The sequence below is a fragment of the Mesorhizobium sp. WSM4823 genome (genome assembly GCF_055811195.1).
In genome coordinates, this window is sequence record NZ_JBVVQL010000006.1 from 125,833 (window position 1) to 139,617 (window position 13,785).

Below are 13,785 nucleotides of genomic sequence, written 5' to 3' on the forward strand. Positions count from 1 at the left end.
TTGTCTCCATTTTCGGTTGTCGCCGCATTTGCGACTATAGAAAAAACCGCTCGGGTGTGGTGAAGGTTCCCATAAAATTCCAGCCTGCGACGAACCGTTCGTAAAACAGCAGCCCAATTTTGACCGGCATGGAGATGCCGGAAACTTGACAAGCGCGCTGGCCGAGAGCCGTTGACGCAACTGCCACATCACGATATTGAACAGGATCATACAGGTTTACTAAACAGGTATTTCTCATGGCGCGTCGCACGACTCTGCCGTCTCCCGGAACGGGCAAGCCCGAACGGATCGCCACAGTCCTCGAACATGAAATCCGCTCCGGCGTGCTCGGTTTCGGCGATCGCCTGCAGAGCGAAAACGAGCTCGTCCAGCGCTTCTCCGTCAGCCGCAACACCATCCGCAAGGGTCTCGAGGAACTGTCGAGCCGTGGGCTGATCACCACCAAGGTCGGCATCGGCTCGTTCGTCACCTTCGACGGCATGCCGGTCGATGACGCCGTCGGCTGGTCGCGCGCGCTGGCTAACGCCGGCGCTAACGCCGAGACCCGCACGCTGAGGCTCGAAGTGATACAGGATGCGGATCTTGCCGGCAGGCTTGGCGTCGAAAGCCCGTTTTTCATCGCCGTCGACCGGGTCCGCTCCAACGCCGATGACGGTCACGCCATTTCGATCGAGCGCAGCCGCTTGCCACTGTCGCCTGAACTGGAGGATGTACCGCTGCGCGGCCTGCGCGAGGGTTCGCTGCATCAGACGCTGCGTGGCGCCGGGCTTGTTCCCGATCACGGCGAAGAATGGGTCGACATCGAAATGCTGAGCGCCGAGGACGCGGCCATTCTCGATTGCGCGCCCGGCGCGCCGTTCCTGCGCACGCGGCGCCTCACTCGCGCCGCCGACGGCCGCGCCGTCGAATATGTCACCAGCCTGCTCAACCCGGCGCACTTCGCCCTTCACCTGGAGTTCTGAGTATGGACACGGCCGAGGCGATCGACCGGGCTATGGGCGCACTTATCGGCGGTGCGTTGGGCGATGCGCTCGGCATGCCGACGCAGCTTCTGTCGCCGGCCCGCATCGCCGAGCTTTACGGGCATGTCGAGGATTTCGTCGCCCCGCTCGCCAACCATCCAGTGTCGAAAGGCCTGGCCGCCGGCACTGTTACCGACGACACCGAACAGGCGCTGCTGCTCGGCCGCATCCTGGTTGTTTCAGGTGACAGCTTCGATCATGCGCGCTGGGTCAACGCGCTGCTGGACTGGGAACGCGACGTCAAGGCGCGTGGCAGCTACGATCTGCTTGGTCCATCGACCAAGCGCGCTATCGACGCTATCAACGAGGGCGTGCCGGCCGAGGAGGCGGGAAGCGGCGGCGACACCAATGGTGCGGCCATGCGCATCGCGCCGGTCGGCATCATGATGCCGCCGGAGCCGCTCGACGCACTGGTCGCCAAGGTCGCGGAGACCTGCCGGGCGACGCACAACACCTCGATCGCCATCGCCTCGGCCGCCGCCGTCGCCGCCGCAGTCAGCTGCGGCGTTGCCGGCGGCGACTGGCGTGCCGCCTCAGACTGCGCCGTTAAGGCGGCAAGGCGAGGGGTGGCGCTCGGCCACTGGGTCACCGGCGGCGACATTGCCGCGCGCATCGACTGGGCGAGGGGCCTCGTTCGCGGCAAGACTGTCTCAGACGGCATCCGGCTGATCGTGGATCTGGTCGGCACCGGTGTTGCCAGCCAAGAATCGGTTCCGGCCGCCTTCGCCGTGCTGGAAATCGCTGGAGGCGATCCCTGGCGGGCGGCCATCATCAGCGCCAATCTTGGCGGCGACACCGATACGATCGGTGCCATTGCCGCCGGCATGGCGGGTGCCTGCACGGGCTTTTCCCGGCTGCCACAGGACCGTATCGCTGGATTGAAGGGCATCGACATTGCCGAAGTACGCGCGCTTGCGGCTGACTTGGTTACCGCGCGGATGGCGAAAAGCAGCTCCGGCAAGGATGCGGCGGTGTGAGCGGCCGTCTTGTCCATATCGGCAGCGCGGTGGTCGATTACGTCTACCGCATCGATGCCTTGCCGGCGCCCGGCACCGAAAAAACTGCATCGAGCTTTGCCCAGGTCGCCGGCGGCGGCTTCAACATGATGGTGGCGGCCAGCCGCACCGGGATGAAGGTCGTCTTCGGCGGCCAGCTCGGCAGCGGACCGAACGGCGATTTCCTGCGCGCCGCCTTCGCCACGGAAGGCATCGCCACGCTGACGCCGGCGTCACCTGTGATGGACAGCGGCAATTGCGTCGCCATGATCAGCAGTGATGCGGAACGCACCTTCGTGTCATGGCCAGGCGCCGAGAGTGTGCTTAGCCTCGGCATGATGGCGCCGGTCAGTGTTGCGCCGGGGGATTGGGTGTTCACCTCCGGCTACACGCTGAGCTATGTCGGCAGCCGCGATGCGCTGGCCGAGTGGGTCGAGGCGCTGCCGGCGGAAATTCCCTTCGTCTTCGATCCGACGCCTGTCATCTCAGATATTCCTCGCGCCATTCTCGACCGGGTGCTTGCCCGCACGACCTGGCTGAGCTGCAACACCGTCGAAGCGGCTGAGATCGCCGGGCCCGGCGATGTCGAGGCCATTGCTGCTCGGCTTCTTTCCAATCATTGCTCGAGCGCCGAGGGGGTCATCATCCGCGCCGGGGCAAAAGGCTGCTTCGTGCGGCTGGCGGATGGGAGCGGCAAGGCCATACCGGGTTTCAACGTCACCGCCGTCGATACCAACGGTGCCGGCGATACCCATATCGGCGCCTTCGTCAGCGCGCTGTCGCGCGGCGTGCCGCCCTTCGAAGCGGCAAATTACGCCAATGCGGCGGCGGCGCTCTCGGTCACCCGCCATGGCGGCTCGTCGGCGCCGAGCGACCAGGAAATCCAGACATTCCTCAGCCATCCACGATCAAACGACGACCGTGCACGGACGGAAGCAAGAGGCCTGACAGCCTAAAGACGTAACAAGCCCCGCCAACCGGGCAAACAATGAGAGGAACGAACATGCGCATGCCCAAACTGACTGCTTTCCTGACGGCGACTGCCGTCTTCACCTCTGCACTCACGCTGGCCGCCACTGCCGCCGAAGTGCATGTGCTCAACTGGAAGGGCTACGGGGCCGACGAGCCGTGGGCCATCGCGGCCTTCGAGAAGGCAACCGGCAACAAGGTCGTCAACGACTTCTTCAATTCCGAGCAGGAAATGCTGACCAAGCTCAGGACCAATCCCGGCCTCTACGACGTTGTCATGATCAACGCCGCCTTCAACGACCAGGCGATGGCGGAAAAGTTGATCCAGCCGATCGATGTCTCGAAGATCCCAAACTACGCCGACATCAGCCCGGACAAATCGGGGTCGCCGATGCTCGCCCGCGACGGCAAGGTTTATGGCGTGCCGTGGGTGTGGGGCCTGACCGCGCTTGCCATCAACGACAAATCCTTCGACGCGCCGCCGACCAGCATCGCCGAGATGTGGAACGAAGCCCGTAAGGGCCGGGTGGTCATCCGCGACGATGCTGTCGAAGCGGTCCAGTTCGGCGCCATCGCCACCGGCCAGAACATCAACGACATCAAGGACATGGAAGCGGTCAAGGCGAAGTTGACCTCGCTGATGCCGCAGATCAAGACGTTCTGGAGCTCGGAGAACGACTGGAACCAGATGGTCGCCTCCAACCAGATCGATATCGGCACCTATTGGAGCGGCTCGGCCGACCGCGCCAAGACGCATTTCAAGCTGCCGGTCTCACTGGTCATCCCAAGGGAAGGCGCCGTCGCGTGGCTCGACGCTTTTTCCATACCGGTCGGCTCCAAGAATGTCGCCGGCGCCGAGGCCTTCATCAACTACATGATCGACCCGTCCTTCTATGTCGAATGGGTCACCAAGGTTGGCGCGCCGGTGTCGGCCAACACCAAAGCGGTCGCGGCGCTTCCGGAAGATGCCTTCAACCGCAAGGTGATGGGGGATCCCGATGTCGCCAAGCGCATCCAGTTCCAGGCGCCGATCACCGATGCGCAGCGCGAAGTCTATCTGGCGCTGTGGCAGGAACTGAAGGTGAATGTGAAGTAGGGCCGGCTTTTCGGGGAGGAGGGCATATGGCTGGACAGGTCGCGAGCGGTTCGAGGAGCGGATTGCGATCGGCTTTGCCTTTGCTCCTGCCTGCCTATCTCTGGCTGACGGTGGCGATTTTCCTGCCGCTATCGGCCATGGTGTTCTTCTCCTTCATGACGGAGCTGCCGCTGTCGGGGAAGGCATGGTCGTTCACGTTGGACAACTACACCACCTTCTTCTCGCAAGGGCTGTATTTGACGCTGCTGCTGGCGTCGCTCAGGCTCGGGCTAGAGGTGACGCTGTGGTGCGTCGTCATCGGCTATCCCGCGGCTTACGTGCTGGCCAAGGTGCTGAAGGGGCGAAGTCGCGAGGCAATCTTCCTGCTTGTCATCCTGCCGTTCTGGTCGAACGGGCTGGTGCGCATCTTCTCCTGGGCGATGGTGCTGCGCGAAGGCGGCATTCTCGACACCGCGCTCAACTCGGTGCTGCCGTTCAAGATCAACATCGACCTCATGTATTCCTACCCTGCAGTCATCATTGGCCTGGTGCACTCCTACGTGCCCTACATGGTGCTGACCTGCTACCTTACGCTGCAGGCCATCGACGACTCGCTGATCGAGGCGGGGCGCTCGCTCGGCGCGTCGCGGCTGCAAATGCTGAAGCGGGTGATCGTTCCGCTGTCCATGCCCGGACTGATCGCCGGAGCCGCGCTGATCTTCGTGCCCGTCGTCGGCTCCTTCATGGAACCGCGCATCCTCGGCGGCCGCACCGGCACCTTCTATGGCACGGTGATCGAGGACCAGTTCGTCGCTGTGTTCAACTGGCCGCTGGGTGCAGCGCTGTCCTTCATCCTGCTGGCGGTGGTTCTGTTTATCCTGGCGTTGGCCGCGCCAGTGTTGCGGAGAGCAGCGTGATGGCGACGACGCGTACCCTCGAATGGATCGGGCGGCTCTACATCTGGCTGCTGCTCGCCTTCCTCTACCTGCCGATCATCATCATGGCCCTGATGTCGTTCAACGTCTCGCCTTTCTACCAATTGCCGCTCGAATGGACGACCGAGTGGTACACCTCGCTGTGGCAGAACGACCAACTGATCTCGGCCACATGGAACAGCCTCGAAATAGCGATTATCACGACCGTCATTAGCGTTGTGCTTGGTTCGGCGGCGTCGCTGGCGCTCTATCGCTACGACTTTCCAGGCAAGAAACTCCTGCAGGCACTGCTGTTTCCGCCGATCGCCATTCCGTGGCTGATCACCGGCACGGCGATGCTGATCTTCTTCTTCGGCATCGGCATCGGGCGTGGCCTGTTTGCAATCCTGCTCGGTCATGTGGCGCTGGCGCTGCCTTATGTCATCGTCGTCGTCTCGGCCCGGCTGCAGACCTTTGCGCCGGAACTGGAAGAAGCGGCGCGTTCGCTCGGCGCCAACCAGTGGCAGGTGACTTCGCGCGTGACGCTGCCCTGGATCATGCCGGGCGTCATTGCCGGCGGGCTGTTCGCCTTTGCCGTGTCGTTCGACCAGTTCGTGGTGTCCTACTTCCTGTCGACGCCTGGCCAGACAACGTTGCCGGTCGAAATCTACGCCGCGATCCGCAAGGGCTTTACCCCCGAGATCAACGCGGTCTCGACCATCATCATCGTCCTCTCGATGGCGCTGATGCTGCTCACGGCGCGGTTCTTCAAATTCGGCGGAGAGAAATAATGGCCGGCGTGCAGGTATCGAATTTGTCGCGCAGTTTCGGCGCACACAAGGCGCTGGACGATGTCTCCATCGACTTCGCCGACGGCGGTTTCTATGCGTTGCTCGGGCCGTCGGGCAGCGGCAAAACCACGCTGCTGCGCCAGATCGCCGGCTTCGATTTTCCGGACTCCGGCCGTATCTTCATCGGCGGTGAAGGCGTCGAGCGCGTGCCAGTCGAGAAGCGGCGCATCGGCATGGTGTTCCAGAACTATGCGCTGTTTCCCAACATGAGCGTTGCCGACAATGTGGCCTTCGGCCTCTCTGTGCGTGGCGAGGCCAAGGCAATTATCGCCAGCGAGGTGCAGCGCGCGCTCGATCTGGTGCAACTCGGCAAGCTCGGTGGCCGCCGCCCGCACCAGCTGTCGGGCGGCCAGCGCCAACGGGTCGCGCTCGCCCGCGCCATCGTCACCAAGCCGCGCGTGCTTCTGCTCGACGAGCCGCTGGGCGCGCTCGACAAGGCGCTGCGGGTCGACATGCAGATCGAGCTGAAGCGCATCCAGCGCGAGATCGGCATCACCACCATCTTCGTCACCCACGACCAGGAAGAAGCGCTGACGATGAGCGACCGCATCGGTATCCTGCGCGATGGCCGGCTGGTGCAGGAGGGGCCGCCGGAAGAGATCTACGACAGCCCGAAGAGCGAGTTCGCCGCCACCTTTCTGGGCGACGCCAATATATTGCGTGGCGCGACAACCGGCACCGGCATCCGCTTGCCTGACGGAACGGCGATCGCCGCCGGCGCGGGCGCGACGCTTGCCGCCGGCGCCAAGGCCAGCTGCGCGGTACGGCCGGAACGCATCCGCATCGCCATCGATACCGGAAGCGCGGACCAGGCCAATGGCAATGTGCTCCGTGGCCAAGTCTCCAAGCGTATCTTCGCCGGCAACAACAGCACCTATTTCGTCGAGCGCGACGGGCAAACGCTCAAGGTTATCGTGCAGAACACCGGCATTGAAAGGTTGGCGGAAGGACAAGAGGTGGTGCTGCGCTGGTCGCCGGAGAGCACGGTGCTGATCGCCGCGAGCTGATCTTGCCAAGCGGACCGCAATCAGTGAGAGCATGGTCGGGCACAGTGCGGGAAAGCGAAACACCTGATGACGCTTGAGCTGAATGCGGGCGACCAGTCGATGCTGCAGGGCGAGCAGGGCCCGGCTGTGGCCGCCGCGATGAAAATACTGATCGCCTTTTCCAAGGCGGTCGGCGCGGACAAGTTGTTGGACATTGCAGGGGCCCATATCGATGGCTGTCTCTATCATGGCCAAGCCAGCCTTGATTTCGTCGAAAGGCTGGTCGAGGGCGGCGGTCGCGTGCTTGTGCCGACGACGCTGAATGTCGGCTCGTTCGACCTCATCCATCCCGGACTGGTGAAGATGCCGCCGTCGCAAGCGGCACCGGCACGCCGTCTGATGAAGGCGCATCTGGAACTCGGTTGCCAGGCGACCTTCACCTGCGCGCCCTATCAGACGCGGTTCCGGCCGGGCTTTGGCGAGCAGATCGCCTGGGGCGAGTCCAACGCCATCGTCTTTGCCAATTCGGTGATTGGAGCGCGCACCAACCGCTATGGCGATTTCATCGATTTGTGCTGCGCGATGACTGGGCGCGCGCCGGCTTGGGGCCTGCATCTGAGCGAAAACCGGCGCGGCCAGATCCTGTTCGATCTGACCGGTTCTTTCGAGCCTACCGATGCCCTGTTCGTCGGCGTCGGGCTGATCATCGGGCAAAAGAGCGGCGACCGCATCCCGGTCATATCGGGCCTGCCGCAGCCGCGCGACGAGGACCAGTTGAAGGCGCTAGGTGCGGCGGCGGCAACGACGGGCGCCGTGGCGCTGTTCCATGCGGTCGGCATCACGCCGGAAGCAAAGACGCTCGACGAGGCGTCTCGCGGCATCGCGCCGGAGGAGACGATCCCGATCTCTCGCGCCGACATCGACCATGCGCTTGCCAGGCTGTCGAGCGTCCCAGACGGCGCGCCGCTTGCAGCCGTGTCGCTCGGCACGCCGCATTTTTCCCACGACGAGTGGATGCGCCTGCTGCCGATGCTGCGCCATATCGCGCCGGGCGGGGGGATCCCGATCTATGTCAACACCGGGCGCGCGACACTGACGCGGCTTCAGGACGAGGGCGCGCTGGCCGGCATGGACGCGTTCGGCCTCGTTCCGGTCGCCGACACCTGCACTTATGTCACCTCGATCCTTGAGCATCTCGAGGGCGTGGTGATGACCAATTCCGGCAAATGGGCGCATTACGCACCGGGCAATATCGGCGTGTCTGTGGCGTTCGGCGACATGGAAGACTGCGTTCGCTCGGCCGCTGCCGGCCGCGTCGTGCGAGGCGCGCGGTGAGCGAACAGGAAAGTCGAGCCCTGAACAGAGTTGGCACCTTCCAGCTTGCCGGTGAGGCGCAAGGAGCGGCGCTGGTACTTTCGCAAGCGCTCAGCTTCTGGGGCGGGATCGACGCCGAGACCGGCGACATAACAGATCATTCGCATCCGGATCTCGGCCAGAATGTCGCCGGCAGGATCTTGGTCATGCCAAGCGGGCGGGGCTCGTCGTCCTCGTCCTCCGTCCTCGCTGAGGCGATCCGCAGGGGCACGGCGCCGGCCGGCATTGTCCTGGAGCGGCCGGATCCGATCCTCGCCGTCGGCGCCATCGTCGCCGAGTTCCTCTACGATGTCAGCATGCCGCTGGTCGTCTGCGACATATCGGGCATTGTCTCCGGCGATCGGATCGCGATCGGCCTGGGCGCGGATGCGCGAGCAACGGTGAGCAAGATTTAGCCGGCCATCAATCCGGCAACACCGAGGCGCCAATAGGCCGCGGCCAACGTCTGGTCCCGGCCGAGTGAAAGCTGACCGCGCCAATGTTCACGAACGATCCTGGCGGCGGCGGCTTCCGCCGCGAACCAGCCGAAGGCCGAGCCGGTCTGCGGCCATTCCACTGACAGGACCGCACGCGCCAGCCTTTCGTCGAGGCCGGCCGCTACACCACTTCTCGGCAACCAGTGCAGCTCGATGCCAGTGGCGTTGTCGATCTCCTGTCGTTCGCCATCATCGGCGATCTCGACAAAGGCTACACCCTTGGTCTCTGCGGGCAGCGTCTCCAACAGCCGCGCGAGCGCCGGCATGCCGGTTTCGTCGGCACCCAGAACATACCATGACGCTGGCCGTACTGGACGGCCTACCGGCCCCATGATGCCGACCTTCATGCCTGGTGCCGCTTGCATGACCCAGGCGGCGCCGACGCTCTCGCCGGGGTGGACGAGGAAGTCGACATCGATGATGCCATTGACCACGTCGAGCGCACGGATCGTGTACACGCGCGCCACCGGGCGCCTGTCGTCCGAAGGCCAGACCGGCAGACCATTGCTCCCGAGCATGGGCCACAGGGGATCGGGCACTTCGCTGGTCGGGAACAGCATGCGGATATGCATGCCGCCGAATTTCGCAAAACGAGAGAGATCCTCGCCGGCGAAGCGGATGCGGCGCATGTGCGGTGTGAGATCGCCGACATGGGTGACGGTCATCTCGCGAAACTGGGCGAGGCGGGTCTCCCCGGCGAGATCGCCGGTCCAGACGATCTCGGGGTTTTCTTCCTTGGCATAGACCTGGACCGCGGTGGCCAGCAGATCCTTGATGCGCGCGAGCCCATCGCGGTCGGCGGCATTGGCCCGCATCACCAGCCGCTCCATGTCGAAGGAAGCGCCGCCGAAGGCGAAGCGGAAGTCGAGCCGCTGTCCGTCTTGCGAGGCATCGGCATCGAAGCTCTGCAGCCTGTCGCTGATGCGGCCGATGTAAAGCGGCAGGTTGCGCAGGTTCAGACGTGCTTCGCAGGCCAGTCCGCTTGCCGATGCTTCGCTCACGCTCAACCTCCGATCCTGCCGGTCAGCGCCACCTTGAAAGTGCGGCCCTTGCCCTGTTCCGTCGCTGCCGACGTCGACCATGCGCTTTGCGGGTCGGTGTAGGCGGTGTCAAAGACGTTATCGACAGCGAAATCGAGCTTGGCGTGGTCGTTGATCCGCCAATTGGCAAAGACGTTGACCAGATCGAAGCCGTCATCGACGACTGTCGGCTCGTTCGGCTGGGTGCGGTTGGTGCGCGTGATCTTGCCGACGCTGAGATATTGCGCGCCGACGGTGAGCTGGTCTTCGAGCATCCTGAAGCCGAGTGTTGCCGAGAAGCGGTCGAGCGGTGTGTTGCTCAGCGCCTGGCCGGAGTAAACGCCGCTGACGACCTTGGCGTCGATCAGGGCGCCGGTGAGGTTCACGAAGCCCCAGCCATAGTCGTAGGCGGCCTCGGCCTCGATGCCTTTCAGCCGCGCGTCGCCGATATTGATCGCCGTGCGCGGCAGGACGGTCAGGTCGACATCGATATAGTCCTCGATATCGGTGTGGAAGACATTGACCTTGGCACGAAACAGGTCGCCGGCGGTCAGCACATCATCGTATTTCAGATTGACGCCGGCTTCCCAGCTCTTCGCCGTTTCGGGCTGAAGAAGCAAATTGGGCTCGTAGCTGTCGCCTCCGCCATGCGCGCCGCCGCCGCGATAGACGTCCTGCAAGCCCGGTGCCCGGTAGCCTTCGGAATAAGTGCCGTAGAGTTGGAAGCCTTCGAGCGGTGTCACGCCTACGGTGAGGCGGGGCGACCAGCGGTCGCCCGACATCGAGGCTTCCTCCGGCGGCACGGTTTTTGTCTCACCGTCGAGCTGGTAGCCGTCATAGCGCACGGCGGCGATGAGCTGCAGCCAGTTCTCATAGTCGCCCTGCCATTGCAGGAAGCCGCCATAGCCCTGTTGTTCGCCGGCGCCGAAATGTGCGGCTTCCGATGATGCTTCCAGATAGTAGTAGTCGAGCCCGTAGGTGAGCGTGTGTGCCATCTCCCAGGCGTCGAAACGCGAGGAGTTCTTGACGTTGAAGCCCGTCGTGGCGACGTCATAGTAGCGGAAGTTGCCGATCGCGGAAGTCGGCCAGACCTGTGTCTGTTCGGCGCGCGTGCGGTTGTGGTAGGCATTGGCGCTGAAGTCGATCAGCTCGTTGTCGTCAGGTTTCCAGGTGTAGGCGGCCGTGTAGGTCTGGTTGGTCGTGTCGGTGTCGTAACGGCTGAGCGTCGGCGAGGTCGAACCGCTCGATCCGGTGATCTGGTCGCTGTAGCGCTGCAGGATCGCGCCGAGCTTGAGCTCGTGGCCGTCGGCGGGACGCAGCGTCGCCTTCATATAGCCGCTGGTGATGCTCTCGCCGGTCCATGGCACCGTGTCGCCATTGCCGTCGGTGTAGCTGTCGCGGTCGCGGTAGATGAGATTGCCGATGATATCGGCGTCGTCGCTGAAGCGGTAGGCGCCGGTGGTGCTGGTGGTGAAGCCGTCGCCATTATCCTCATAGCCGAGCTTCTCGCTCAGCGCCCAGCGCTCCTCCTGCTTGAGGAAGTCGCCGGCATCCTTGGTTTCGAAGGAGACGACGCCGCCGATACCGCCCGAGCCATAGGCGTTCGAGACCGGGCCGCGAATGACGGTGGCTTCCTTGATCAGTTCCGGTTCGACATAGAACGAGCCCGAGCCGTGGCCGACGCGCCAGTAATCCTGGCGGGCGCCGTCGAGTGTCACCACCACGCGGCCATACTGCTGCAGTCCGCGAATGTTTATGGCGGTCGCCGGATCGTCGCCGTTCATCGAGGCGGCAACGCCGGGCGTGGTGCGAAAGATGTCGGCGGCGGTGTCAGGCTGGATGCGCTCGAGCTCTTCCTGATCGACGGCACTGATGGCGGCCATCGATTCGATGACTGCTGTCTTGATCATTGTTGCCGAGATGGTGATGACATCGAGCATGGTCGCCGGCTGGTCCTGAGCGGCGTTGGCCGGCGCAAGCCGACCGGTCTTGGCGGCGGCCTTCTTTTCCTGTTCCTGCGCATTGGCCTGCGGCACGGCGCATAAGCCGAGCGCGAAGGCGAACGCGGTGCTCGCCATCAAGGTCGTGTTCGTTCTCATGTGATCTCAGCCCCCTGGCAAAGCAAACTGCTGGCGGTGGCTGAACGGCCTTGGCTGGCATGATGGAAATCCCTCGACCGATCGGTCCGGGCATGGGTCACATATTAAAACATGATGACACGAGTCAACTTTAAATTTATAGGCCACACCATTGGCGAAAGCATCCTGGATGGGAGTGAATGGCATGGTCGGCAATGCGGGTAGGGGGATGCACTGGTTTCAACCGGGCAGGATCGTGCTGGCGTTCATTCTGACACTATCTGTCCTGGCGCCTTCCTGCGGCTTCAAGGCGCTGGCCGCCGAGACAGTGGTCGACGCGCTGGGACGCACCGTCGCGCCGGGAGCAGCTTCGAGAATCCTGACACTTGGCTCCGACGTAACCGAGATCGTTCATGCGCTGGGCGCCGGCGAACGGATCATCGCGGTCGATCGCGGCAGCAAATATCCCGCTTCCGTCGCGCAAAAGCCCAATGTCGGCTACCGGCGCCAGCTCTCGGTTGAGGGTCTGGTCGGGCTTCGTCCCGATCTGATCCTGGCGGCCGAAGACAGCGGGCCGCCGGAGGCCGTCGAGGTGCTGAGGTCGCTGGCGATCCCGGTCGTCTTCGTGCCGGAAGACAACAGTCCGCAAGGCATCGAGCGCAAGATCACGCTGATCGCCGCGTCGCTTGGGCGCGAGGACAAGGGCAGGGTGGTCTCCGCCGAGGTGCTTGCCGCCTTTCAAGCGGCCACCGATCTTGCGTCGAAAATTGCGCCGGAGCGCCGCAAGAAGGTGGTGTTCTTCCACGGCCTCGTGCGGCTGAGCGCAGCCGGCGCCGGCACGGCGGCCGATGCGATCATCCGTTATGCCGGCGGCGTCAATCCGATGGCTGTCGTGAAGGGCTACAAGCCGGCATCGGAGGAGAAGCTGATCGAAATGGCACCTGACGTCATCTTGATGATGAGCGACGGCAAGGGCGGGCCGACCGCCGAGCAGGTGTTCGGCACACGCGCGCTGAGCGCCACGCCAGCCGCGAAGACAAAGGCGCTGATCGTGCTGGACGGCGCCTACATGATCGGCTTCGGCCCACGCACCGCCGACGCGATCCGCGACCTGGCGCAGGCGCTGTATCCAGAAGTCGCGGACGCAGACTAAGGCCAATATGCGAGACGGCCATTTGACGCGAAATGTCGAGGCGCCGACCGTCGTGGTCGGACGCCGGTCCGGAGCGCCGATTTCTCCAGGACGCTTGCCGGCCGAACAAAGTTGCGGGGCCGGGCTAAACATTGGCACGATATTCCATCCCGCCAGCTTGACCGCGAACGGCATCTCCAGCCTATAATTCTACTAAATTCATAGACTAACTGCGAACGGCATGAGCGTTCGCGGCTGGACTGCGAGACACAAAGGGAGCGCATCGATGCCGAAGACAGAATCCAATCCTATCGACCTTGGTACGAAGGCTGCCGATTTCCTGCTGCCGGACGCGCAAGGCGTGCTTCACAGGCTGGCCGATTTCGACGCCAAGCCGGCGCTGCTCGTTTCCTTCATCTCCAATCGCTGCCCCTTCGTCGTGCTGATTCGCGAGGCTCTCGCGGCGTTCGCCAACGACTATGCCGGCAAGGGCCTGCAAGTGGTGGCGATCAACGCCAACGACCATGAGGCGCATCCCGAGGAGACGCTGGCCAGGATCGGCGAAGAGGCGGAAAAGTTCGGATACACGTTCCCCTATCTCAAGGATGCCTCGCAGCAGACGGCGAACGCCTATGGCGCGGCCTGCACGCCCGATTTCTTCCTGTTCGGCGCCGATCGGCGGCTCGCCTATCACGGCCAGTTCGACGAAGCGCGGCCGGGCAACGGCAAGTCGGTGACTGGTGCCGATCTGCGCGCCGCGGTCGACACGGTGCTGAAGGGCGAAACGCCGGCCGCTGAGCAACTGCCGTCGATCGGCTGCAACATCAAATGGAGCGCCGGCAACGAGCCGGTGTGGTTCTCCAGGGCGGCCTGAACCGAACCTGCCGCCCTTAG

Annotated in this window: 14 protein-coding genes; 11 read left to right on the forward strand and 3 right to left on the reverse strand. The window is 63.8% G+C overall.

Annotated features, from left to right (window positions below):
* Window positions 1–34: 34 nt before the first annotated feature.
* Window positions 35–238, reverse strand: a complete 204-nt coding sequence (locus tag AC0L26_RS17585; protein WP_473633682.1) for a hypothetical protein — start codon at window positions 236–238, stop codon at window positions 35–37.
* On the opposite strand from AC0L26_RS17585, the gene AC0L26_RS17590 reads away from it, so the two are divergent.
* From AC0L26_RS17590 to AC0L26_RS17630, 9 genes are all read left to right on the forward strand, one after another.
* On the forward strand, window positions 237–962 hold the full coding sequence (locus AC0L26_RS17590; protein ID WP_473633683.1) for a GntR family transcriptional regulator: 726 nt from the start codon (window positions 237–239) through the stop codon (window positions 960–962). The genes AC0L26_RS17585 and AC0L26_RS17590 overlap by 2 nt on opposite strands.
* Before the next feature lie 2 nt (window positions 963–964).
* Window positions 965–1,999: an ADP-ribosylglycohydrolase family protein gene (locus AC0L26_RS17595; RefSeq protein WP_473633684.1), complete on the forward strand. Its 1,035-nt coding sequence runs from the start codon at window positions 965–967 to the stop codon at window positions 1,997–1,999.
* A complete protein-coding gene (locus tag AC0L26_RS17600; protein ID WP_473633685.1) occupies window positions 1,996–2,973 on the forward strand; it encodes a PfkB family carbohydrate kinase in 978 nt (325 codons plus the stop codon). The genes AC0L26_RS17595 and AC0L26_RS17600 overlap by 4 nt, the downstream gene beginning before the upstream one ends.
* 47 nt (window positions 2,974–3,020) lie before the next feature.
* On the forward strand, window positions 3,021–4,082 hold the full coding sequence (locus AC0L26_RS17605; RefSeq protein ID WP_473633686.1) for an ABC transporter substrate-binding protein: 1,062 nt from the start codon (window positions 3,021–3,023) through the stop codon (window positions 4,080–4,082).
* Between the two features lie 26 nt (window positions 4,083–4,108).
* Window positions 4,109–4,978, forward strand: coding sequence for an ABC transporter permease (locus AC0L26_RS17610; RefSeq protein WP_473633687.1), 870 nt, complete (start codon window positions 4,109–4,111; stop codon window positions 4,976–4,978).
* Window positions 4,978–5,766, forward strand: coding sequence for an ABC transporter permease (locus tag AC0L26_RS17615; RefSeq protein ID WP_473633688.1), 789 nt, complete (start codon window positions 4,978–4,980; stop codon window positions 5,764–5,766). The genes AC0L26_RS17610 and AC0L26_RS17615 overlap by 1 nt, the downstream gene beginning before the upstream one ends.
* The gene (locus AC0L26_RS17620; protein ID WP_473633689.1) at window positions 5,766–6,833 is read left to right on the forward strand and encodes an ABC transporter ATP-binding protein; all 1,068 of its coding nucleotides are present in this window, start codon (window positions 5,766–5,768) and stop codon (window positions 6,831–6,833) included. Before AC0L26_RS17615 ends, AC0L26_RS17620 begins: the two co-directional genes overlap by 1 nt.
* 66 nt (window positions 6,834–6,899) lie before the next feature.
* On the forward strand, window positions 6,900–8,147 hold the full coding sequence (locus AC0L26_RS17625; RefSeq protein WP_473633690.1) for an aconitase X: 1,248 nt from the start codon (window positions 6,900–6,902) through the stop codon (window positions 8,145–8,147).
* The gene (locus AC0L26_RS17630; protein ID WP_473633691.1) at window positions 8,144–8,581 is read left to right on the forward strand and encodes an aconitase X swivel domain-containing protein; all 438 of its coding nucleotides are present in this window, start codon (window positions 8,144–8,146) and stop codon (window positions 8,579–8,581) included. Before AC0L26_RS17625 ends, AC0L26_RS17630 begins: the two co-directional genes overlap by 4 nt.
* On the opposite strand, the gene AC0L26_RS17635 is transcribed toward AC0L26_RS17630, so the two are convergent.
* Window positions 8,578–9,663, reverse strand: a complete 1,086-nt coding sequence (locus AC0L26_RS17635; RefSeq protein ID WP_473633692.1) for an SIP domain-containing protein — start codon at window positions 9,661–9,663, stop codon at window positions 8,578–8,580. The genes AC0L26_RS17630 and AC0L26_RS17635 overlap by 4 nt on opposite strands.
* Window positions 9,664–9,665: 2 nt before the next feature.
* Window positions 9,666–11,780, reverse strand: a complete 2,115-nt coding sequence (locus tag AC0L26_RS17640; protein WP_473633693.1) for a TonB-dependent hemoglobin/transferrin/lactoferrin family receptor — start codon at window positions 11,778–11,780, stop codon at window positions 9,666–9,668.
* Window positions 11,781–11,964: 184 nt separating this feature from the next.
* Between AC0L26_RS17640 and AC0L26_RS17645 the strand changes: the two genes are divergently transcribed.
* A complete protein-coding gene (locus AC0L26_RS17645; protein ID WP_473633694.1) occupies window positions 11,965–12,912 on the forward strand; it encodes a heme/hemin ABC transporter substrate-binding protein in 948 nt (315 codons plus the stop codon).
* Between the two features lie 265 nt (window positions 12,913–13,177).
* Window positions 13,178–13,765, forward strand: a complete 588-nt coding sequence (locus AC0L26_RS17650; RefSeq protein WP_473633695.1) for a thioredoxin family protein — start codon at window positions 13,178–13,180, stop codon at window positions 13,763–13,765.
* Window positions 13,766–13,785: the final 20 nt, after the last annotated feature.

Excerpts from the sequence above, each read along its gene's own strand:
- AC0L26_RS17625 (WP_473633690.1), top strand. The coding sequence starts at position 6,900 with ATGACGCTTGAGCTGAATGCGGGCGACCAGTCGATGCTGCAGGGCGAG.
- AC0L26_RS17610 (WP_473633687.1), top strand. The coding sequence starts at position 4,109 with ATGGCTGGACAGGTCGCGAGCGGTTCGAGGAGCGGATTGCGATCGGCT.
- AC0L26_RS17645 (WP_473633694.1), top strand. The coding sequence starts at position 11,965 with ATGGTCGGCAATGCGGGTAGGGGGATGCACTGGTTTCAACCGGGCAGG.
- AC0L26_RS17590 (WP_473633683.1), top strand. The coding sequence starts at position 237 with ATGGCGCGTCGCACGACTCTGCCGTCTCCCGGAACGGGCAAGCCCGAA.
- AC0L26_RS17595 (WP_473633684.1), top strand. The coding sequence starts at position 965 with ATGGACACGGCCGAGGCGATCGACCGGGCTATGGGCGCACTTATCGGC.
- AC0L26_RS17615 (WP_473633688.1), top strand. The coding sequence starts at position 4,978 with ATGGCGACGACGCGTACCCTCGAATGGATCGGGCGGCTCTACATCTGG.
- AC0L26_RS17620 (WP_473633689.1), top strand. The coding sequence starts at position 5,766 with ATGGCCGGCGTGCAGGTATCGAATTTGTCGCGCAGTTTCGGCGCACAC.
- AC0L26_RS17585 (WP_473633682.1), bottom strand. The coding sequence starts at position 238 with ATGAGAAATACCTGTTTAGTAAACCTGTATGATCCTGTTCAATATCGT.
- AC0L26_RS17640 (WP_473633693.1), bottom strand. The coding sequence starts at position 11,780 with ATGAGAACGAACACGACCTTGATGGCGAGCACCGCGTTCGCCTTCGCG.
- AC0L26_RS17605 (WP_473633686.1), top strand. The coding sequence starts at position 3,021 with ATGCGCATGCCCAAACTGACTGCTTTCCTGACGGCGACTGCCGTCTTC.
- AC0L26_RS17650 (WP_473633695.1), top strand. The coding sequence starts at position 13,178 with ATGCCGAAGACAGAATCCAATCCTATCGACCTTGGTACGAAGGCTGCC.